The following is a 19,760-nucleotide window of genomic DNA, read 5'->3' on the forward strand; positions in this document are numbered from 1 at the left end:
TATTGATTCGGCGGGATCTAGTTACGCACTGAATATTATGTGTAATCTGGAGTGATCTCCTTGGAGAGATGGGAAAAACTTATTCAAATTGTGAAAGCTGAATCAGCTCGATTCGATGAAAGAGATGATGCAATTATTGACTTGGCCGAATTTAATAACAATGAAGTTATCGAAGCGCTATTTAATATAGCAAAGAATAATCAGATCGATTATAATGCTACAAGCAAGTGCCGGAGAGGTTTTGACTGAAATCTGGATAAGAAATTCGAATATTGACTTCAAAAAACTAACTATATTTACAGATTCAGCATTGAATGAAGCTTTAGGATTATTAAAAACTCATAAAATAGAATGGTACAAGGAATTTGAAAGACTCAAAACAATAGATTGTTAAGGCGGACATATGCAATTGAGAACGCTTGTACGAAAATGCCAATAAAGGTAAGATATAACTAATCGAATCTTAGGTGGGCATGGATTTCATTCTTGCTCTTTCACCCTACCTCATAATAACAACAAGAGAAAGTAAAAACCCACCCAAAGGTTGAGGCCGAAGGTGGGTTTTGTTCCTGTTTGACTCGATGGAATAAGCCATCCAAGCCAATTATACTGACCAAGTGTTCGCAGCACTTGGTCTTTATTACATCTATATCAAAGTTGATTACCAATGATGAGAGGGAGGAATTGATATGAACGCTAATGAGGGGTACGAAGTGGAAGAAAGCCTGGAAGACATTACGGGTATCACTTGTATTTACGTGCCAGTAAATGATGTTTACGAGTCTATTCAGTGGTACCAAAAGAATTTAGGGTACCAACCCTCAAACAACGACCTTGTTGAGCCTGGAATGAAGATGGCTGTATTGAATCTTCCCGACCGTAATGGAAACCTGCCATCCCCTGGTTTAAGGCAAGTCGTACCTGCATTGTTCCTTCACCAATCGGACGAAGAAGGCGGTCGATTACGTTTTTCATGGTCACTGGACAACGGCAAACCCCATGCAATGGCATGCTTTATTACTCCGAGAATTCAAGAACTCTCTAAACGATTCAAGGAAAACGGAGTGGACATCTTAGGTGAACGGGTGACAAGCGGACCGAACATAACGGTCGCAGATCCTGACGGCAACATATGGGAAGTTTGGCAACCCTAATTGGAGAACGAGTATAACAGCTGCTTCGCGAATAACAGCAAATTTTTCGTTGAAGTAGAGATCTCGTATAACAACATATTCGTGCTGTGGGGCATTCGCCCTTCGGTTTGGCCGAGGGGTGTCGAAGAAGAGGAGGTCATTAGGTTGAACAAGCATCATGTTCATGAAACAAACAGCTTCTATTGGGATACGAAAGGAAATGACTTCTTAAGAGCCATCGTGCTTCCTTATTATGGGGCCTTTGTTTCAGAAGAAAAGTGCCAACTTTTTGGCGATGTTTCCGGAAAAAAGATGTTAGAGATTGGTTGTGGAAACGGTCACTCCTTGCAATATCACGGGGATCGCAATGCATCTGAACTATGGGGGATCGATATATCAGAAAAACAAATTGAAAAGGCAAAGCAGCATTTGACGGCGTGCGGCCTGTCAGCCAAATTGATCTGTTCTCCCATGGAAGAAGAGTGTGGCATACCCGCAGATTATTTTGACGTTGTTTATTCAATTTACGCCATAGGCTGGACAACCGACCTTGAAGGCACTTTTTGCCGGATCGCTTCTTATTTAAAAAAAGACGGCGTATTTATTTTCAGCTGGTCTCATCCTATACACCGATGTGTTGTTCAAGAAAATAATAGATTTGCTATGAACAAGCCTTATTTCGATGAATCCTGGTATTCGGTATCTCCAGATTTTTGTCACGGCGAATTAACCTTATCTGATCGTAAACTATCAACCTACATCAATGCGTTGGCGAAAGCAGGGTTTGTTATTGAACAAATGATTGAAGAAACTGACAATGAAATCATACAATTGCACGATGCAAATGATGATTTGGTAAAAAGAGCGACGATGTTTCCGGTAACCTTCGTGATCAAAGCAAGAAAACTTTAAAAAATGGGGGCTGATTAAGATAAACATCAATCGTTTAGATCATATAGTGTTGACTGTTTCGAATATTGATCAAACATGTGAATTTTATTCGGTCTTAGGAATGCAAACCGTAACGTTTGGAGAAGGACGAAAGGCATTGCATTTTGGGCAGCAGAAAATAAACCTACATGAAGCAGGCAAAGAGTTTGAACCAAAAGCGAAAACGCCTATGCCAGGCACTGCTGATTTATGTTTTATAACAGACGATCATATACCCGATGTCATACGCCATTTAGAATATTGCAATGTAATGATTGAGGAAGGTCCTGTATTAAGAACAGGGGCATTAGGATCGATCACGTCGGTATACCTAAGAGATCCAGATGGAAATTTAATAGAAATCTCTACTTACAATTCGTGAATATGAAGAACGTTACATGTATGAACGAAGCGATATTAAAAAATTTTCAAAAGGAGCATTGATATGATAAAACGATTTCATCATGCCCAAATCACAATTCCGAAGGGAAAAGAAGAAGAGGCCAGGAACTTCTATTGTGGCATTCTGAAACTGGAAGAGATCTCAAAACCGGAATCATTAGTTGGTCGAGGCGGCTTTTGGGTTCAGGTAGGAGATCAACAGCTACATATAGGGACAGAAGATGGAGTGGATCGTTTACAAACGAAAGCCCATCTAGCGTATGAAGTCGAAAATTTAAAAGAAATGGAAAAGCTGCTTAACAATAATGGTATTGAGATACTGGAATCTGTTGCAATACCAGGATATGAAAGATTTGAATTCAGGGATCCATTTGGCAATCGAGTTGAGTTTATTAAACCAATTTAAAAATATGTAATTTCAAAGGCATTTTAAAGGTGGAATTATGAAGTACATGATCTGAGATGTTACAAAGTTCCTTCGTTTAACAATGTGCTGCAGCGTCGATTTAACAAAAATAAGGAGTTAATTTATGAATAATAGTGAGTTCACAGTTGGCTGGGGAACACTTGCATTAATTAATGCAGGATTAGCACAAGGAAAGAACAGAAGCGGACTTCATTGGTTTCTAATATCATTATTAATTGGACCATTAGCAACGCTATTCATCGTGGTATGGGATAGGAAAGATTAGTGGCTTTGTAGGGAATATCGAGAAGGTTAGTATAACAAGAGGATATATGACAACAGATGATCTTCTAGGGTTCGTAGATTATTGGAACGTTATAGAGAATCAACGTACATCATTACGGCGCATTAAAACATGGAGGCGTGGCTTTGAATAAACGGTTGGATAGCATTCGTATTCTTGTTCAAGAGATGATCGGTTCATTGGATAGTGAAATACAGCGGCAGGAAGCTTGTGTTCAGTTATATGGAGTGTCCAGCACTGCCTCGCTGCTTGCAAAGAGAAGGGATCAAAATCAAGAAATCGCAGCCATTAGTGGCCTTCTTCATGATTATTACCGCTTTAATACTGGGATCATAGAATTCCCTGGCATCAATAGTGCAGAAACCGTAAGACCGATTTTAAGAGAGCTGAAGGCCTTTACTACAGAAGAGCAGGTCACAATTTTACGGGCAATCTTTTATAGAGATTACAGAGATCGGACCCATGGCCCTCTTGATGAAATCATTAAGGATGCATATGTTCTGCATTTGTATTTTCAAAATCCGGGTTGTATCGTGAAGCAACAAGATGCCGACAGACTGCAGCAGAAGGTTTTTCGTGAACTGGGAATCCCGGGAGATTGCATAGTTGAGAAGAGCAACCAAGAAGAAATTGTTTTTAGTAACGTAGATAAACGAATGAGAATGGCTGAAATTGCTGAGGACCTGGGGAGAGCAAACATCATCGGATTGCCAGGAGATCAGCGATATCGGAAAATTTGTAAATATTGGCCGGATCGAGCCATCTATCAAGTTTTACAGAATAGTTGGTGCGCTGCTTTTGTGTATCATTGTTGTTTTGAAGCTGGATTTTTAATGCCGATCCGATATCCTAATGGTAAATATCGACTTGCCGGTGTAGGAGCGTTGCTCGAATGGGCACAGTTACCTGAAACTGGTTTTTTTCATATTGATAAGCATAACGGCTTTACTCCCCAACGTGGCGATATCGTGATCTATGAAAAATTACTATCTAATGATTCACATGACCACACGGGGATTGTACTGGCTTGCAATGATAATGAAATTTTAGTCGCCGAAGGGAATACGGATAATCAGAACTACTCTAGTGTTTTTTACAGAGATAGGTGGCATTGTATATTAGGGTATATCCGGATAGATAACAACTATGAATATCAATTTAATGATACTTACAACCCTATCCTATAAATATGGACTCATTGCTGAATGTTTCGAAAAGTCTTGGACATCCGATAACATGAATGTTGAAGGTTCCAGAAGAAGGAATGTATGCGGCTATTTGAAGACGTGCTGGAATTTTTCGATGAGCATTAAGGGAAACGCCGGAACGCTGCTGAAAGGGCCAAATGAGGCGTACCCGGAGGTCCGATTTTACGGTCATCAGGCAAATAAATGTTAGAGAGGGTTAAGGGGTCTCCGGCATGGGGGCCTTTTGTTGCTGTCGTCTCGGCGTTACAAAATATTAGTCCTTGCCGAATGTGCACAATCGTGAGGTTGGGCCAGATCTTTTTCCAGGTTTTGTTGCAACGAATGAGATCTTGTTTTATTCCTTTTTTTGAAGAAATCGTACTTGATCACAAAATCAAAGAGAGCCGTAATTGCAATTGCTCCTAGCGGAATCATTAAGTATGCCCATGGCGGATGATTTGGAACTTCACCAGGGGGTGCTTCAATTAAAATCCCATAAAGGACAATACAATAAATAATGGCCACCACAATACCTGTTACGTTTCTATTTTTCATAGCTGTTTTTCACCTCCAGACCGAACATCATTTCATGTCTCGGTGGGCCATTCGTAATGCCGGTTACAGAGTACATAAGAGATGATCAACCCTGTCGTGTCAGAAATAAGAGAGGGACTCAGCTCGCATAAATCCAGCGAGTATAGAATCGTATTATCACCAGATTTACTTGAATATGTAATAACTTGCTTACTGAGAGCTTAATATATAAATATTAATAGAATTCCAAGTGCAAAGAAAAATGAACCAATCACGATCGCAATAAACCCACCAAATTTTCGGGCTTCAATGTAGGCGTCACTTGGCTCGGAGTCACCTTTCACTTTCCACGCTTCATTCATATTCCAACCAAACGTGGGTTTAATGCGACTAAGGATACCGAGTGCAATAAATATAGCACCGAAAATAATGAAGGTTGCTTGAACCATGGGTAAATCAGCTCCTTTTTATATAAGACGCTTAGGAGTTACTTGAAGTTCCGCTTAGCAAATATTGACTAACTGACGGACCGATGGGGGAACGCAACTTAATGTTTATTGAGTTGGAGATTCCGCGGTCGCCCCAAAATAGGATCCAATTAACCCGATTTCGATAATTACAAAAATGAGCACTACCAGCTGGAAAATTTTTTTACCACTCATGTTATTACCTCCCGAAGCAGAAGTTAGATTGTAGTCCAAGACGCCGGGGCCGAAATTTATGAATTAAAAGCAAACCATATGATCAAATAAACTAACCCATAGATAGCGATTAATCCAAATACACAAATAAGCACAATCAAGAGCACAAGTTTTTTACCATTCATGGATGCACCTCAGTATAGACCTTAGCACAAAATAAGGGGTTTAATCCATCAATAACCACTAACGATGAATCATCAATAAGAATAGAGGTAATGACGCAGTAGAGTCAGAAGTCGGAACAAATACTATTCGTTCTTCTTCTGTATCCGCTTCTCAATGTAAATCCAAACATAGTAAGTAATCCAAAATGCAATCATAGCAAGTAATGCCAAAGATTTTTTATCCTCTGGAAGAGTGAAAGCCAGGATGATCGCAAGAAGGAGGAACGGTGGTAAAAGGGTAAAGTATTTCTTTTTATGCAATTTAACTATCTCCTTAATATTAATTAGTTATAAATACATTATCACTATTAACAAATTCTGGGAAGTGAATGATAACGATACGTCTGATGAATTTTAGTAGGACATTGTAGGTCTAAGCAAATAGGCACGTCAGTGCCTAACGTTTGGGACTGACACCCCTCGGTTATCCAATGTATAATCATGGAAGATGTTCGCAGATGGCATAAGAAGCTATAAAAACCCATAAACCGGAGGATCCAATATGCCTTTTAAAGATGCATTTTCTTCTTTCCCTAAGCTTGAAACTGAAAGATTTATATTAAGAGAATTACGTTCGGAAGATGCCGAGGCATATTACAGTTATTTCTCAGATCAAGAAGTAACAAAATATTGGGGATATCCAGGGCCCAAAAATATCGAGACGGCCTCCAAGACATTTACGCGGTTTCAAAACGCATTTACTAGAAAAGAAATGATCACTTGGGGAATAGCTACGAAAGAAGAGGATCAAATTATTGGGACATGCGTATTGAACGATTTTGTGAGAGGATCCATGGTTAACTTATCCTACAACTTATCAAGAGATTATTGGGGAAAAGGGATCATGACTGAAGTGATCAAAACGATTATTCCTTTTGCCTTTAATGAGTTGGATATGAACCGAATACAGGCCAAAGTAATGCCGGATAACCATTCATCTGTAGGACTTTTATCAAAGGTGGGTTTTGTACAGGAGGGTTTGCTTCGGGACTATATATTTGGTGAGTTCATTACGGATACTTTGATATTCTCCATGCTGAAGAAAGATTTTATTACAGCTGCGTAGCTGTGGCTTTTTAGTTTAGAAGAACTTATATGGTTAACCTATTTCCATGTGTTATTCATTCGCGACATTCTGCTGCTTGAAGGGGTTTCACCATATCCTTTATTATATTTATATAACTCATAATTTTTTGTGGATAGGAGATTGATCTTATAATTATCAGAGAAGCAAGTATAATAGACTACCCTCAGTTAAGACAAATATATCTTGAATCACGCCGCAAGAGCTTTCACTGGGCGAATACAGAAGAAATGAATTTAGATGATTTTGAGAGAGATACAACTGAAGAATATATACTATTAGCTGAAGAAAATTCGCGAATCCTTGGTTTCGCATCTTTATATTTACCTGAAAACTTTATTCATAATTTATTTGTACACCCCGATTTTAGCGGTAAAGGGGTTGGTACTCAATTAGTTAACCATGCTATAGAAAAAATGGGTAAGCCCGTAAGATTAAAGTGTGTATCTGAAAATCATAAAGCATTGGGTTTCTATGAAAAAAGTGGATGGAAAAAGGTTGTTGAAGAAGGAAAACCCGGAGAGAAGTATTGGGTTTTAGTATATGAATAATAAAAATAGAGGTCTTTAGTAAGAAGATCGTTTAGCGGGCCGACGTCTTGTCTTTATTCGAAGAAGTGGGCCCATTACATCACACTTTGGGGCTGACGCCCCTTGGTTGTCAGATGTATAATCATGGAAGATGGTTCAGACAACACACGACCCGGCCTAAGATAGGAGTTATCTAAGGCCGGGTCGCTTCGTTCATACGGGAGATGTTATTTGAAACCAGTAGGAACCTTTTATTAAACATCATTGAAATTCACATACAAACCTAAATTCAAACCTAAATTGAAAAGGAGAATGAGCATGGGATTAGAAGTTGCAAAGATGGAATTGGAGATGAAAGACATTTCAGGATCTAAGTTCAAAGAAGTTAATGCGGAGGGATTAGACTTCGATAATATTAACTTATCAAAGTCTAAGATTAATAATGCAAATATGAGTGGAATGACTTTCAATGACGTTAATGCTAGTGAAGTTGATATTAGAAATGCTAACCTATCCGCGACTTCAGTTCAGCACGCAAATATGAGCCATATGAAGGTAGATCATGTACATCTATTCGGGACTGAGTTTGTAAATATTGTTTTGCCTCAGGAAGGTGACAGAAATTATGATCCAAACGGAGATTATAAGCCTATAGTGTTTCATAATTGTAATTTGAGCAATATGGAGATAAATAATTGTGACATTACCGGCTTAAAGATCAACGGGATATTGATAGAAGAGCTGCTTAAGAACAAATGATAAACTTTTTGTGAGTCACTCGAAGACGGCACTGGCACACAGATAACATAGTATTCACGCTGCGGATCGGCTTACGCCGATCTTTGCTTCGCCCGGGGAGATGAGCAGGGGCTGAATCACGTGGAAACATCGATCTCCCTAAGATAGGAGCAATCAGAGGGAGATCGACGTCGTGAATACGAGAGCCTTAGGTAAAAGTGATGCATATTCATAAACAAATTATGAAAGCTAATCATGACCATCAAGGCAGTGGAGTTTGTTATCATACGCTGGACTATAACGCTTTTACAGGTATACATATCTCGCAATCATGGTTAAACAACATATCACCAATGTATCTTTCGAATATGGGTTTGTTGTCTATTTGATATCCGCTACTATTTAACGCAGGAAAAATATCAGTCCACGCTTTTTGAATATCCTCGGCTGTATGCTTCACCTTATAGGTAACATAATGTCCACCATCGAGTTCAGTTTCGAAAATGTTATGATCCGTGTCTTCTATCCGATAATCGTCTGAAATAACAATACAAGCATCATAACGACAATCCTCAGGAGGCGTAGTTTCCGGATTATCTTGGGCAATTCCAAGCAGTATGGATGATCCGTTGAGTAAATTTTTTTCCACAGCCCATTTCTTTAACGCTTCCATTGCTTGGATGTTCTGAGGACCGTACCGACCTACTTGGCGCACAAAAGCAATGCGGGTTTTTGGCATCATTTCAAATTTAATCACCATGATTCATTCCTCCCTGGATGATATTGGATACACAACGCATGCTAACATGATATAAAAATATATTCATTAGTTTTTTCGGAAGCCCATTTGGGTGTAAGCAAAAGCGGGAGGAAAAGCAGGCATTGAATCGAAAATGTTGAAAGTAATGAAAGGACGCGCAATAAGGTAAAGATCATAAAAGCTTGATGGCTTCAGCTAACATAATATTCACGCTAGGGGTGTTCACTCTTGGCTGAAAGTAAAAGAGATGCGACACCTTTACCCAAAACTAAGGTAATGGATTCAGGGAGGGATAAGCATGCTAAAATTGATTCATGAACTTCCGACAGATTTCCCAATTGCTGGAGTTCACTGTGTACCTGTATTTGATAACGGCAATCTGATGATGGTCTGGGATCGGGAAGAGAAAGTACTTACTACCATTGGTGGAAGACTCGAAGAGAATGAATCCATACAAGAGGGTTTAGAGCGAGAAGCTTTAGAAGAAGCAGGGATAGAACTAGCTGAGACAAGAATACCGTTTGCTAGCTGGTTTTGGAAGGAAACCAATTCGTATACCGTATATTTTCTAGCTCAAGTTAATAAATTCGTGAGTATACCTGAAGGATTTGAAAAGACAGGCTACATCATAACAAATTTTGAAACGGCTATAGACATGATAATGAACATCGAAGGAAGAGGAGAACGAATTGAAATCATCAGAAGAGCAGGTATATTGGCGGGTCATCTCGATCAAGAAAGCAACAGCAGATAATTCTTGCGGTGATTCAGATCGTTATCATAAAAGGAGACATATACCATGAATCCATTGATTAAAGATGCTGTAGTAAAATTAGCTGAGGATCTCCAATTACCCGAAAGGGTCTTTGATATTGAAGATTTACCTTGGGTTCCTTTCGATGAGGGGAAAGAAGCAAATTGTTATTTTAAACCTCTTCGATTTGACCTTGCCACCGGCACCTGGATATACCTCTTTAAGATAAAGAGTAATCAAGTGCTAACACGCCACCGGCACACTGGAGGATCTGTCATAGGATACAACATTCAGGGACAATGGAGATATGAAGGACGTCATTGGATGGCGAAACCTGGAACCTTTATTTTTGAACCGCCTGGGGACATTCATACGCTTATTACTGAAGATGAGGAAGTTATAACTTTATTCATTCTGGGTGGATCTTTGCAGTATTTCGATCATAATAACGTAGTTATTGGTCAAGACGATATTTTCACAGTGCTCAAAAAATATAGAGATTATTGTGATGAGAATGGAATCGAAGTGCGTGAAGATCTTGTTTATTAGGAGTTGAGGTGCTTAAGACAATGAACCAATTTCAAATATACGGTGAAAATAATCAGTACGTGATTATTCAATTAGGGAAGATACACGGATTTCCGCATACCACCTCTCATTCAGGTGGTTATGATACAGAGAGCTCATTAAAATTAAAAGTGGAAGTTACTGTGCCTCAGGATCCGTTTGAGGACGAGCCATTCTTTTTATATAAATAACAGGAGGGAATTACTATGCAGCAATTAAACAGAGCATTGGAAAGTGACAGGCTTTACCTTCGGCCGCTTGTAAGTGAAGATTCCGATATGTATTACCCGAACATGTTGAACGAAGAAGTGAGGAGATTGACGGGAACCCAAAGAGTATTTTCAAAACAGATGATCGAAAATTATATTGAAGAAATACAGAATGAAACGGATCGTATTCACTTATTGATCGTTCTTAAAGAGGAAGATCGTATTATTGGAGAAGTTGCACTACAGGATATAGATTATGTAAATCGCAATTCCAATATACGGATAGCCTTATTTAATCAAGCGGATTTTAGCAAGGGATTTGGAACGGAGGCTCTAAAATTATTACTGAATTATGGCTTTGGGGTGCTGAATCTACATAGAATTGAACTTAACGTATTCTCATATAATGCAAGAGCCATAAAAGCATATGAAAAGTTAGGATTTATACAAGAGGGAATCCAGCGAGAGGTTCTCTTTTATAACCATGAGTACCATGACTCCATTACGATGAGCATATTAGAGAACGAATTTCGAAAAAATGAAGGGATTAAATAACATGGCTGACTGACAAGGGAAAGTTGGACACCATTCGGATTGCTGAAATATTGATGAATGAGGGAATGGTCTAGCTCTGAAGTTAGGCGGAGCAATGGGCAACTTTATCGATCGAGTTTTTAAAGGGGAAGTTGTGGACATGATACAAGTTCATTTTTTCAACTTTCCCGTTTTTAATGTGGCCGATTCCTTCTTATGCATTGGAGTTATTGTTGTGATGATTCTTTTTTTGAAAGAGTCACGTAATAGGGAAAAAGAATTGCAGGAACTGGTTCATAAAGAGTAAACGCCGGCAGCTGCGAGGATCAGATTGGCGTTAAAACAAGAAAGTAGTATGTTGTGGCTGTTAGGTGAAATGAAATATCCATTAAGATAACTCAATTAAATTGGAGGTTAACATGGATAAGAATGTTACATATAAGAAGCTGCAAGTAGGTGATGAATCGATATTTTTTGATTTAGTATTGCTGTTCAATGAGGAGTTTGAATCACCACATACGGATTTCGTCAATCATGCTAATATTGCGGAGCTTTTATCAAATCCTTTATTTATTTGTATCGTTGGAATAAAAGGCAACGAGGTTATTGGCGGATTAACCGGATACGAACTACCCATGTATGATCGAATGGGTTCAAGTTTGTATTTATATGACATAGCGGTAGGAGGAAATGACCAACGTAAGGGAATAGGAAGCCGTCTGGTTAAGGAATTAGTCGAGTATTGTAAATCAAAGCAAATCCATGAAATTTTTGTTCAAGCAGATGCTATTGATCAACACGCGGTTGAATTTTATAAAAAACTTGGTGGAGAGATATCAAGCGTTTATCAGTTTACATTTACTATTAAATCATAACGAACTAAAGCCCTTGTGAATTGTAATTCGTAGGGGATAGTCAAGCATCCTACAGGGAGAACTCGGTTCCCCCTTTTTTTCATTTTTCGTCAGCTTAGCCCCGATCCCCTTTCTCTAGGTCCGCAGCGACCCGAATTCACTTCTTAAGTCGTGAGACCATCAATTAATATTAGAATACAAGCGCATTCCGGTAACAAATCCTTCGGTGTGTTTGGAAGCATAATGGTATAATCAGGAAAGATTGTATTCCAACTAACAAACAATTAATACCTGGCGGTTCCTATCCTTATTGTTTGCTAGCAATGTGATCAATGTGGCAGACGCATTCGTGCCTTAAACCCTCCCTGGTTCTTAGCTACAAAGAACATTACGTACCAATTACGAAAGGCAGGGCATGAGATGTTTGTTTTTTCAGAACTGGATGGAAAACGAGTAAAGTTAATTCCGTTAGAATTGGAACACAGTATACATCTATATGAATGCTCTAGGGACCCAGAAATTTGGGCAAACTATCCAACCCATATTCGGACGTTAAATGAGATGGAGAAATTCGTCCAAAAAGCATTGGATGGGCGTGATCGGAAAGAGCAGTTTCCATTTGTTATTTATGATAAAGAGACAAATGAAATTGTAGGAACAACAAGATATCTTAGGATATCAGAAGAAAATAACAATTTAAATATAGGCTCAACTTGGTATTCATCGAAGGTATGGAGAACTAGAGTAAACACAAAATCCAAAACCTTATTATTGAATTACAATTTATAGGGAAAGAACAAATAGAAAATATAAAGAAACAAATGGACTATCCATACACTGCTGAAGGAATTATTGAGGTATCGTAACTAAAAGGATGAGAGCCTTACTATATTCATTGTAAAACACAACCCCAAAATCGATTAAGCAAAGGACGGTTCATTGTGGATTTGAAGCAAAGAAAACAATGGAATGAAAATCATAAAAGACTAACCCATATCATTCTTAAACCCAATGAACATCAAACTTCCATTGAACTATTTTTGGATCAGCATAGGTTGTTACATGCAACAAGAATGAGCAATTCACCTGTTCCTACTCTTGAAGACGAATTATTTATTAACCTTTGTGAAGGAACACTCCGCAAATATCCTGTTACAGCTCCGGATACCAAGAACTCCATAGTATGGCATATTTGGCACATTACTCGCATTGAAGATATGACCATGAACGTACTTGTAAATAACGATGAACAAGTGCTGCATTCAGGTCAATGGAACAAGAAGCTTAATGTGAATTTCCCCCATTCTGGAAACGAAATGACAGAAGCTGAAATTACCGATCTTAGTGAAAATATTGATATTCAAGCACTAATGGCCTATCGAATTGAAGTAGGGCGAAAAACTCGTAAAGTTGTATCTCGTCTATTGCCCAACGCGTTTAATCAAAAGGTGGAAGCCGAAAGAATTAAAGTACTTGAAGAGCAAAAAGCCGTCAAGAAAGAAGCTTCCTGGTTGCTTGAATATTGGGGGGGAAAGACGATTGCAGGATTAATATTGATGCCGGCGACAAGACATATCTTTTTGCATTTAAATAAATCAATTCGAATTAAACAAAGGATTCAAAAAAAGGGAGACTAGCACCCAAAAAAGCGAGGAAGCTAAAAATGGGGATACGATCACGTATTATTTCACACTTAAGCGAGGGAATGATCAATTATCCTGAAATTAATGCATTATGGTTGGAGGGGTCAGATGGAACAAGCACATCGGATCATTTATCTGACATTGATTTAGTCATACATGTTAATAGCGGATTTGAAACAAACGCACTTTCAATATGTGAAAACTTATTGGAAGAGATTGCAGCACTTGATTTATCCTACGAAGAACCACGACACCATCCAAATATGAGATACAAAGTTTTTCACTTAGAAAACACACCATCCTACTTATTTATTGATGTGAATGTTTATAGTCATAGACCCATTGAATTTGACAGGTTCAATGATAGTGAAGTTCCTATTGTTTTATTTGACAAAAAGCAAGTCATTCAAATCAGAGAACATAACGAGTCGGAATTACAACAAACTTTGCGAAATCGATTGTATCATCTAGAAAACACTATCAAGCAGAAAGCAAGAATAGAAAAATATATAGAGAGAAATAAATTTATTGAAGCTATAGGATATTATCATAAATTTATGATCTCCCCTTTAGTAGAAGTATTAAGAATAAAATACAAGCCAATTAACCACGATTATTACATTGTCTGTATCTCTAAGCATCTACCTAGAGAAATTGTTCAACAATTAGAAGAGTTATATAAAGTGAATTCTATAGAAGATATTAGTAAGCATACACAGCAGGCATATCAGTGGTTTTACGAAGTACTGAAAGATGTTCAAAATAATCTTAATAAATAAAGTTGAATTTGATATTGTGGAGATACCAACCAAATAAGGAGGCCACAGCATGCTGAAATTATTCGAGTATAACTGTCAGGTTCGTAAAGATTGGTTAGACTGGTGCGATACGGTGAGTGAAGAAGAGCTGCTGAAAAAACGCACCGGTGGCATAGGCTACTTCCTTCCCACGCTGCATCACATTGTGGGGGTCGAGTATGGCTGGATATGCGGCGGAATCCTTGAAAAAGCAGTTGAAATCCCTCCGTTTGAGAAAGTGGCCAGTGTGCAGCAGATTAAGGATTTTTCTGCGCGCTGCCACGAAGAAATTGCTCCATTTGTCTATGATTGGAACGACAGCTTGGAAGACCGTATTATGATCGATATTACGGACGAAGGGGAACGAGAAGCCCATACATACGGCGAGGTTATGCGCCATCTGATCGCCCACGAAATCCACCACATCGGTCAGTTGTCTGTATGGGCAAGAGAAATCGGAAAGAAGCCTGTTACAGCAAATTTGATTGGCAGAGGATTATTCGATATTAACAATCCCAATTTATAAGTGGAGGTATTCGAAGATGAATCAGGCTGCATTTTCCGGACCAACCATGGTCTTACTTGTGAGAGATATTGAAAAATCAATCGATTTTTACAAGAAACTCGGTTTCAGTTATGAACTCGTTGGTGGTCCGGTTGTCCAACATGTACATATGACAAGAGATAAAGTAACCTTTATTCTACATCAAGCAGCTGATCCGGAAGATGTAAGACCATTTTCATCTGTTAAAGGCGGACTCTATTTTGATGCTTTTTGTTATACAAATGTTCGACAATTGCTAGAAGAGATCAAGGATAAAGAAATCCCCATTGTACAAGGTCCGGATTTGAATGATTTTTTTAGTGAATTCACGATTCAAGACATTGATGGGTATAGAATTGCGTTCGGGGGATAAGTTCGGTACTCACACTGAAGGGAGAAGACAGGATGACCCCATTTCCCATATTAGAAACGGAAAGATTGGTTCTAAGACAGATTACACCAGCGGATTCAGGCGACCTGTTTCATTATTTCTCATTGGATGAAGTAACAAAATTTTATGATGTGGAGAGTTTTACGAATGTACAACAAGCTGAGGAATTAATTGATCGGTGGCAGCAAAGATTTGAGAAAAATCTAGGCATTCGCTGGGGGATTACTTTAAAATCTGAAAGCCGTGTCATTGGCACATGTGGGTATCATGGTTGGATGAAACATCATTTTAAAGCCGAAATTGGATATGAACTGACACCAGATTACTGGGGTAAGGGCTTTATGACCGAGGCCATTCAGAGGGTGATTGAATTCGGGTTCCGTGAATTTGGATTAAACCGAATCGAAGCATTCGTTGAACCGGGGAATGTGAATTCAAGGAAGGTGCTTGAGAAAGTCGGATTTAGCGAAGAAGGGATATTGAAGGAACATTTTTATTGGAGAAATCAGTTTGTTGATACTGCCATATTTGCATTGCTTAAGAAAAATTATCAAGTAGGTTAGCAGAAGACACACATCAATAATAACAACAAGAGAAAGTAAAAAACCACCCAAAGGTTGAGGCCGAAGGTGGGTTTTGTTCATATTCGACTCAGAAGGGAATAAACCATCCAAGCCAATTGTACTGACCAAGTGTTGCTGCACTTGGTTTTTATTACTTATATAATAACATCTGGTTTGTGAATTCTCTTTATACGTTGTCATGAAAGGCGGTTATCCATGTTTAAATACAACATTTGCTTCCTTAAACAAAGCGATCAAATCCTGCTCCTTAACCGGGAAAAGCCGAGTTGGATGGGAAGGTGGAATGGCGTGGGCGGAAAAATCGAAGAGAATGAATCGCCAAGAGAGTCTGCGCTAAGAGAGATCGAGGAAGAGACAGGGATTGCCCTGGAATCCATTGATTTTAAGGGTATTGTAACTTGGATTGTAGATGGTAAGTTAACCGGCGGGATGTATGCTTATTTTGCTGAGTTACCGTCCGATTTCATCCATGAGACTCCCATAAAGACACCAGAAGGAATCCTGGACTGGAAGAGCTTGGAGTGGATTATGCACCCGGAAAATAACGGGATCGCGGATATCATTCCGAAAAGCATACATCGATTTATAGACGACGCAAACTGCTATGAACACCGTTGTGTTTATGAAAATGACAAATGGACACACGATATCTTGATTGAATTGAACAAGGACATGGATCAAATGACAGATAAAGAAAAGATACAAGATTGGTATTTTCGTGAGCAGTTCAGAAAAGGTCATATATCAGATAACATGGTATTCGCGCTGCAGCCCGACTGACGCCGATCCTTGCTTGGGCTATGGAACAAATGATCTTCCTATGCTGTTGAAATCAAAAACTTAATCCGTTAGGGAGTAGAATCATGAACTATAAAGTCCTGCCTTTTTCACAAATCAAACATTTGCTGCCAGTGGACAGTTGGGCTTATGTTCGCAATGAACGAAACGACGGCGAATTCGAAAACGAATCCGTCATATTACTCGAGGGAGATACTCGGCTCGATAGCTTGAATCTGGATAAGCCCTTAGGTGAGGAATCTGTCTTTATCGTATTGGTGGACGGCAATCTCGTCGTTGATTCCTATATCTATAATGAGGACACCGATGGTGCGACGGGACTTATCGTATTCGGCGATCTCCAAGCGAGAAATATGGTTGTTGGTGGCCAGGAGATTTATGTGACAGGCGATTTGCAGGTGTCGGAGTTGTTCTGGGGGGATTATAATCACGGCGATTTGACGGTAGCAGGAAATGCTGCTGCCCTTCTTTTTATAGATACCGAAGAGTATCATGTATTGATAAGCTTCGAATCAGCGAGTGGGACGAATTCGGGAACGGGTATGACCTTGACGAAGACTTGCTTCAAGAGGTGTTAATGCAGGACTGCTTGATCCAGACCGATGAAGAGGTCATGCTGTACCGAGAGAGAATGCTGGAACATTTCGAAAGCGGACGTTCTGTCATTGTGCCAGCTAAAGTCACTGCCGCAAGCGAAATCGACATCCCTTTCCTGTTTGAAAATGCTGAAATCAGCATCGTGAATCTGTGTCGGCTGACAGACTCGATCTTGATGCCGTCCGAAGCTAACGCAAACGGAAACCGGAAATATGAGTTTTGGTTGCAGGACGATTTTTATCGTGTTATTCGTTCGCAGGCTCCATCGCCATATCGGGCGGTTTATTTGCAGCAAGATCCTTTGGCGGTCATCATAGAGACACAAGAGAATGAGCAGGGGGATCGACGACTAAGCAGGTGGGTCCGGCGTTCGAAAAAACAGGATTTGAGCCTGAACATCAGGTGGCGATACATTGAAGGGGAAGAAACCGAATGGCACGCGCTGGACGCTCATTCTCCGAACGATATCCATCTTCTTCTGCAAAACGGTTGGCGCACATTGCTGACGCAAGTGTCCGTGTTCGAATACTATCGCCGATTCATCCGTCCGGAACGAATCAGAGCGCTCCTTTCTTTGCCTCTTGCTGAACCGTATGATGACTTTTATGACGATGATAAAAGCGGATTCTGGAGCGGCAGCATATACACTGCGTTTCGGCAGCCTGGCGTGGTTCGCGATGGGGAAGAAAAACCACCCTGCTTTCTTCTCGCAAGAGAAAAAGGAGAGGAGATGGACATCTACCATTTTGTACTTGAAAAAGATGCGGATGGAACGGAATACGTCCATATTCTTTACCAGGCTGAAAATGGGTATGAACATAAGGCTTTTCCCCTCTGGGATCCGGACAAGCTGAAGACCGCCTACTGGCTCTTTCGTATGGCCGAGAGAACGCTGCTTTCGCTCAATCGGAGCTTGCTTGAAGGGAGAGCTCCCTACGAGGCGGAAACGTTCGCCATTGAGTATTGGGAACAAAAAGGCTATCTGAGATAGCTGAGTTATAAAAAACAAATCTCCTCTAAATTGAGTTTCAAGACAATCCCCAAAAAAGTCCTTCGATTGTTTAATAACTGAAAAGGATTGGTGTGCTAATCGAAACGATGGGGGGACCGTTTTTGAGAGGATCTCATAAAAGACAACCCTGAAAAACGCATCGCGTCTATCTCTTGGGAACGCTATATGAGAAATCAAGCAAATTGAATATACTTATAGGACAGAACGATCATCTTCATTTGTTTTATGTATTGGTATACATCTTCCTCTATATGGTAAATTCACAGTCAAATGATCCTTCAGGAGGGTGTATATGAATCATTTCTCTATTTCAGCGGGTGGTATTTTATTTAACAATCATTCCGTTCTGCTGGTAAAGGTTGATTATGGTGCTAATCGAGGAATGTGGATGCTACCAGGTGGTTTTGCAGAACCAGGCGAATCTATTGAAGAAGCTGCTGAAAGAGAGTTTAAAGAAGAAACGGGTTTAGTAACCCAATCAGGTCGAGTCGTATGTCTCCGCTCCGGTACACAAGAACGAAATGGTGAAATCCAAGCGAGTTTGTACATTGTTTTTGAAATGAAACTTGTCTCAGGATCCATGATAAAAGATGAAGCAGAAATAGCTGACATGAAATATTGGCACATTGAAGATGTGAAAAGCTCAAATGAGATTATTGAGTTGAGTAAGAGCATCATTACAACAGCGTGGGAAACCAAGAATGGTTTATATGCTGGGAATACAATCAGGACAAATAACAATTATAGAACTTATCATTACTATCTACCCAACCCATTGTAAGATTCATTTATGGTAGACTTTCTCCCCCCGTATCAGACACCAGCTTTCTGTAAACAAATATGGATATATACCAAAACCGCTGCGAGAAAAGGAACTAGCATAAACATGGAAAATAAAATGAATCCCAAAGTAGATGCATATGTAGGCAGAGCCACAATGTGGCTTGAAGAAACAGAGAAATTGAGAGAGATCCTGCTTGACTGCGGGCTTACCGAGGAATTGAAGTGGGGCAAACCTTGTTACACGTCACAGGGACGAAACATCGTGATCATCCAGGGATTTAAAGCCTACTTGGCGCTTCTGTTTTTCAAAGGTTACATGCTACAGGATCCCCATGGCATTCTGGTTAAAACCGGTGAGAATACGAAAGTAGGGCGCCAGATCCGGTTTAATGATACCCAAGAAATCGTCCAGCTGGAACCCATCTTGAGAGCTTATATTGCGGAAGCCATTGAAGTCGAACAATCCGGTGTAAAAGAGGATATCATCAAAGAAACACACCTCGATATTCCCGAAGAGTTTCAAAATAAACTAGATGAAAACCCTGCCTTGAAAGCTGCTTTTGAAGCACTGACGCCGGGGCGGCAAAGAGCGTACGTGTATTATTTTTCGGCGCCCAAGCAATCCAAAACCCGGGAGTCCCGGGTCAAAAAATATACACAGCAAATCCTCGATGGCAAGGGATTGAACGATCGGTAAAATCCGCTGCGCGGGGCATAGCCAAATTCAGCTTTTAAGACGGATTTTACATCTGGAAAATGCAGCATTCATCCAATCCTCCAAGTCCTTTTATATACTTAAATCTGAGTATAGCTAATTACA

At 39.7% G+C, this 19,760-nt stretch carries 30 protein-coding genes; 27 read left to right on the forward strand and 3 right to left on the reverse strand.

What is annotated here, in order from left to right; genetic code table 11:
• The first annotated feature begins 60 nt into the window (after positions 1–60).
• The 7 genes from C7820_RS16560 (at position 61) to C7820_RS16585 (ending at position 4,362) form a co-directional block, all read left to right on the forward strand.
• Positions 61–249 (forward strand): hypothetical protein, encoded by a 189-nt coding sequence (locus C7820_RS16560; RefSeq protein ID WP_116231989.1) that lies wholly within the window; start codon positions 61–63, stop codon positions 247–249.
• A 440-nt stretch (positions 250–689) separates the two neighbouring features.
• On the forward strand, positions 690–1,154 hold the full coding sequence (locus C7820_RS16565; RefSeq protein WP_116231990.1) for a VOC family protein: 465 nt from the start codon (positions 690–692) through the stop codon (positions 1,152–1,154).
• Between the two features lie 144 nt (positions 1,155–1,298).
• A complete protein-coding gene (locus C7820_RS16570; protein ID WP_116232648.1) occupies positions 1,299–2,045 on the forward strand; it encodes a class I SAM-dependent methyltransferase in 747 nt (248 codons plus the stop codon).
• Positions 2,046–2,064: 19 nt separating this feature from the next.
• Positions 2,065–2,445, forward strand: a complete 381-nt coding sequence (locus C7820_RS16575; RefSeq protein ID WP_116231991.1) for a VOC family protein — start codon at positions 2,065–2,067, stop codon at positions 2,443–2,445.
• A gap of 63 nt (positions 2,446–2,508) precedes the next feature.
• Positions 2,509–2,871 carry a VOC family protein gene (locus tag C7820_RS16580; RefSeq protein ID WP_116231992.1) on the forward strand — a complete coding sequence of 121 codons (363 nt, stop codon included), beginning with the start codon at positions 2,509–2,511 and terminating at the stop codon, positions 2,869–2,871.
• Between the two features lie 124 nt (positions 2,872–2,995).
• Complete coding sequence (locus tag C7820_RS33480) at positions 2,996–3,157, forward strand: hypothetical protein (protein ID WP_163879033.1); 162 nt, start codon at positions 2,996–2,998, stop codon at positions 3,155–3,157.
• 137 nt (positions 3,158–3,294) lie between these two features.
• Complete coding sequence (locus C7820_RS16585) at positions 3,295–4,362, forward strand: CHAP domain-containing protein (RefSeq protein WP_397334172.1); 1,068 nt, start codon at positions 3,295–3,297, stop codon at positions 4,360–4,362.
• Positions 4,363–4,626: 264 nt separating this feature from the next.
• Here C7820_RS16585 and C7820_RS16590 read toward each other — a convergent pair whose 3' ends face one another.
• On the reverse strand, positions 4,627–4,917 hold the full coding sequence (locus C7820_RS16590; RefSeq protein WP_258875284.1) for a hypothetical protein: 291 nt from the start codon (positions 4,915–4,917) through the stop codon (positions 4,627–4,629).
• 200 nt (positions 4,918–5,117) lie between these two features.
• Positions 5,118–5,345, reverse strand: a complete 228-nt coding sequence (locus C7820_RS16595) for a DUF6199 family natural product biosynthesis protein (RefSeq protein WP_116231993.1) — start codon at positions 5,343–5,345, stop codon at positions 5,118–5,120.
• Positions 5,346–6,263: 918 nt separating this feature from the next.
• On the opposite strand from C7820_RS16595, the gene C7820_RS16605 reads away from it, so the two are divergent.
• The 3 genes from C7820_RS16605 to C7820_RS16615 all read left to right on the forward strand — a co-directional run bounded on the left by C7820_RS16605 (position 6,264) and on the right by C7820_RS16615 (position 8,134).
• Entirely contained in the window at positions 6,264–6,827 is a 564-nt protein-coding gene (locus C7820_RS16605; protein WP_116231995.1) for a GNAT family N-acetyltransferase, read from the forward strand.
• A gap of 149 nt (positions 6,828–6,976) precedes the next feature.
• Positions 6,977–7,396, forward strand: coding sequence for a GNAT family N-acetyltransferase (locus C7820_RS16610; RefSeq protein WP_116231996.1), 420 nt, complete (start codon positions 6,977–6,979; stop codon positions 7,394–7,396).
• 297 nt (positions 7,397–7,693) lie between these two features.
• Positions 7,694–8,134, forward strand: coding sequence for a pentapeptide repeat-containing protein (locus C7820_RS16615; protein WP_116231997.1), 441 nt, complete (start codon positions 7,694–7,696; stop codon positions 8,132–8,134).
• 274 nt (positions 8,135–8,408) lie between these two features.
• Here the strand turns inward: C7820_RS16615 and C7820_RS16620 are convergent, their stop codons facing one another.
• Positions 8,409–8,873: an AraC family transcriptional regulator gene (locus tag C7820_RS16620; protein ID WP_116231998.1), complete on the reverse strand. Its 465-nt coding sequence runs from the start codon at positions 8,871–8,873 to the stop codon at positions 8,409–8,411.
• Positions 8,874–9,171: 298 nt separating this feature from the next.
• Here C7820_RS16620 and C7820_RS16625 point away from each other — a divergent pair, with 298 nt between their 5' ends.
• From C7820_RS16625 to C7820_RS16705, 17 genes are all read left to right on the forward strand, one after another.
• On the forward strand, positions 9,172–9,627 hold the full coding sequence (locus C7820_RS16625; RefSeq protein WP_116231999.1) for an NUDIX hydrolase: 456 nt from the start codon (positions 9,172–9,174) through the stop codon (positions 9,625–9,627).
• Positions 9,628–9,672: 45 nt separating this feature from the next.
• Positions 9,673–10,176, forward strand: a complete 504-nt coding sequence (locus C7820_RS16630; protein WP_116232000.1) for a 2,4'-dihydroxyacetophenone dioxygenase family protein — start codon at positions 9,673–9,675, stop codon at positions 10,174–10,176.
• Between the two features lie 20 nt (positions 10,177–10,196).
• Complete coding sequence (locus tag C7820_RS16635; protein ID WP_116232001.1) at positions 10,197–10,385, forward strand: hypothetical protein; 189 nt, start codon at positions 10,197–10,199, stop codon at positions 10,383–10,385.
• 15 nt (positions 10,386–10,400) lie between these two features.
• Complete coding sequence (locus C7820_RS16640) at positions 10,401–10,958, forward strand: GNAT family N-acetyltransferase (protein ID WP_116232002.1); 558 nt, start codon at positions 10,401–10,403, stop codon at positions 10,956–10,958.
• Positions 10,959–11,034: 76 nt separating this feature from the next.
• Positions 11,035–11,244, forward strand: coding sequence for a signal peptidase II (locus tag C7820_RS16645; protein ID WP_397334199.1), 210 nt, complete (start codon positions 11,035–11,037; stop codon positions 11,242–11,244).
• Positions 11,245–11,356: 112 nt separating this feature from the next.
• The gene (locus tag C7820_RS16650) at positions 11,357–11,812 is read left to right on the forward strand and encodes a GNAT family N-acetyltransferase (RefSeq protein WP_116232004.1); all 456 of its coding nucleotides are present in this window, start codon (positions 11,357–11,359) and stop codon (positions 11,810–11,812) included.
• A gap of 399 nt (positions 11,813–12,211) precedes the next feature.
• A complete protein-coding gene (locus C7820_RS34105) occupies positions 12,212–12,580 on the forward strand; it encodes a GNAT family N-acetyltransferase (protein WP_116232005.1) in 369 nt (122 codons plus the stop codon).
• 152 nt (positions 12,581–12,732) lie between these two features.
• The gene (locus C7820_RS16660) at positions 12,733–13,428 is read left to right on the forward strand and encodes a DinB family protein (protein WP_116232006.1); all 696 of its coding nucleotides are present in this window, start codon (positions 12,733–12,735) and stop codon (positions 13,426–13,428) included.
• Positions 13,429–13,454: 26 nt separating this feature from the next.
• Entirely contained in the window at positions 13,455–14,213 is a 759-nt protein-coding gene (locus C7820_RS16665; RefSeq protein WP_116232007.1) for a hypothetical protein, read from the forward strand.
• A 49-nt stretch (positions 14,214–14,262) separates the two neighbouring features.
• Positions 14,263–14,757, forward strand: coding sequence for a DinB family protein (locus C7820_RS16670; RefSeq protein ID WP_116232008.1), 495 nt, complete (start codon positions 14,263–14,265; stop codon positions 14,755–14,757).
• Positions 14,758–14,773: 16 nt separating this feature from the next.
• Positions 14,774–15,148, forward strand: a complete 375-nt coding sequence (locus tag C7820_RS16675; protein WP_116232009.1) for a VOC family protein — start codon at positions 14,774–14,776, stop codon at positions 15,146–15,148.
• Between the two features lie 32 nt (positions 15,149–15,180).
• A complete protein-coding gene (locus C7820_RS16680; protein WP_116232010.1) occupies positions 15,181–15,729 on the forward strand; it encodes a GNAT family N-acetyltransferase in 549 nt (182 codons plus the stop codon).
• A 216-nt stretch (positions 15,730–15,945) separates the two neighbouring features.
• Positions 15,946–16,530, forward strand: coding sequence for an NUDIX hydrolase (locus C7820_RS16685; RefSeq protein WP_116232011.1), 585 nt, complete (start codon positions 15,946–15,948; stop codon positions 16,528–16,530).
• Positions 16,531–16,613: 83 nt separating this feature from the next.
• Positions 16,614–17,126 carry a hypothetical protein gene (locus C7820_RS16690; RefSeq protein ID WP_116232012.1) on the forward strand — a complete coding sequence of 171 codons (513 nt, stop codon included), beginning with the start codon at positions 16,614–16,616 and terminating at the stop codon, positions 17,124–17,126.
• Positions 17,126–18,136 (forward strand): hypothetical protein, encoded by a 1,011-nt coding sequence (locus C7820_RS16695; protein WP_116232013.1) that lies wholly within the window; start codon positions 17,126–17,128, stop codon positions 18,134–18,136. The genes C7820_RS16690 and C7820_RS16695 overlap by 1 nt, the downstream gene beginning before the upstream one ends.
• A 313-nt stretch (positions 18,137–18,449) precedes the next feature.
• Positions 18,450–18,938: an NUDIX domain-containing protein gene (locus C7820_RS16700; protein WP_116232014.1), complete on the forward strand. Its 489-nt coding sequence runs from the start codon at positions 18,450–18,452 to the stop codon at positions 18,936–18,938.
• Between the two features lie 105 nt (positions 18,939–19,043).
• Positions 19,044–19,637, forward strand: coding sequence for a YdeI/OmpD-associated family protein (locus C7820_RS16705; protein ID WP_116232015.1), 594 nt, complete (start codon positions 19,044–19,046; stop codon positions 19,635–19,637).
• Positions 19,638–19,760: the final 123 nt, after the last annotated feature.

This window comes from Paenibacillus sp. VMFN-D1 (assembly GCF_003386155.1).
GTDB classification, from domain to species: domain Bacteria; phylum Bacillota; class Bacilli; order Paenibacillales; family Paenibacillaceae; genus Paenibacillus_AQ; species Paenibacillus_AQ favisporus.

Bases quoted from the DNA above. Each gene is read 5' to 3' on its own strand.
- C7820_RS16565 (WP_116231990.1), top strand. From the start codon at position 690: ATGAACGCTAATGAGGGGTACGAAGTGGAAGAAAGCCTGGAAGACATT.
- C7820_RS16580 (WP_116231992.1), top strand. From the start codon at position 2,509: ATGATAAAACGATTTCATCATGCCCAAATCACAATTCCGAAGGGAAAA.
- C7820_RS33480 (WP_163879033.1), top strand. From the start codon at position 2,996: ATGAATAATAGTGAGTTCACAGTTGGCTGGGGAACACTTGCATTAATT.
- C7820_RS16590 (WP_258875284.1), bottom strand. From the start codon at position 4,917: ATGAAAAATAGAAACGTAACAGGTATTGTGGTGGCCATTATTTATTGT.
- C7820_RS16595 (WP_116231993.1), bottom strand. From the start codon at position 5,345: ATGGTTCAAGCAACCTTCATTATTTTCGGTGCTATATTTATTGCACTC.
- C7820_RS16605 (WP_116231995.1), top strand. From the start codon at position 6,264: ATGCCTTTTAAAGATGCATTTTCTTCTTTCCCTAAGCTTGAAACTGAA.
- C7820_RS16615 (WP_116231997.1), top strand. From the start codon at position 7,694: ATGGGATTAGAAGTTGCAAAGATGGAATTGGAGATGAAAGACATTTCA.
- C7820_RS16620 (WP_116231998.1), bottom strand. From the start codon at position 8,873: ATGGTGATTAAATTTGAAATGATGCCAAAAACCCGCATTGCTTTTGTG.
- C7820_RS16625 (WP_116231999.1), top strand. From the start codon at position 9,172: ATGCTAAAATTGATTCATGAACTTCCGACAGATTTCCCAATTGCTGGA.
- C7820_RS16630 (WP_116232000.1), top strand. From the start codon at position 9,673: ATGAATCCATTGATTAAAGATGCTGTAGTAAAATTAGCTGAGGATCTC.
- C7820_RS16635 (WP_116232001.1), top strand. From the start codon at position 10,197: ATGAACCAATTTCAAATATACGGTGAAAATAATCAGTACGTGATTATT.
- C7820_RS16640 (WP_116232002.1), top strand. From the start codon at position 10,401: ATGCAGCAATTAAACAGAGCATTGGAAAGTGACAGGCTTTACCTTCGG.
- C7820_RS16650 (WP_116232004.1), top strand. From the start codon at position 11,357: ATGGATAAGAATGTTACATATAAGAAGCTGCAAGTAGGTGATGAATCG.
- C7820_RS34105 (WP_116232005.1), top strand. From the start codon at position 12,212: ATGTTTGTTTTTTCAGAACTGGATGGAAAACGAGTAAAGTTAATTCCG.
- C7820_RS16665 (WP_116232007.1), top strand. From the start codon at position 13,455: ATGGGGATACGATCACGTATTATTTCACACTTAAGCGAGGGAATGATC.
- C7820_RS16670 (WP_116232008.1), top strand. From the start codon at position 14,263: ATGCTGAAATTATTCGAGTATAACTGTCAGGTTCGTAAAGATTGGTTA.
- C7820_RS16675 (WP_116232009.1), top strand. From the start codon at position 14,774: ATGAATCAGGCTGCATTTTCCGGACCAACCATGGTCTTACTTGTGAGA.
- C7820_RS16680 (WP_116232010.1), top strand. From the start codon at position 15,181: ATGACCCCATTTCCCATATTAGAAACGGAAAGATTGGTTCTAAGACAG.
- C7820_RS16685 (WP_116232011.1), top strand. From the start codon at position 15,946: ATGTTTAAATACAACATTTGCTTCCTTAAACAAAGCGATCAAATCCTG.
- C7820_RS16690 (WP_116232012.1), top strand. From the start codon at position 16,614: ATGAACTATAAAGTCCTGCCTTTTTCACAAATCAAACATTTGCTGCCA.
- C7820_RS16695 (WP_116232013.1), top strand. From the start codon at position 17,126: ATGCAGGACTGCTTGATCCAGACCGATGAAGAGGTCATGCTGTACCGA.
- C7820_RS16700 (WP_116232014.1), top strand. From the start codon at position 18,450: ATGAATCATTTCTCTATTTCAGCGGGTGGTATTTTATTTAACAATCAT.
- C7820_RS16705 (WP_116232015.1), top strand. From the start codon at position 19,044: ATGGAAAATAAAATGAATCCCAAAGTAGATGCATATGTAGGCAGAGCC.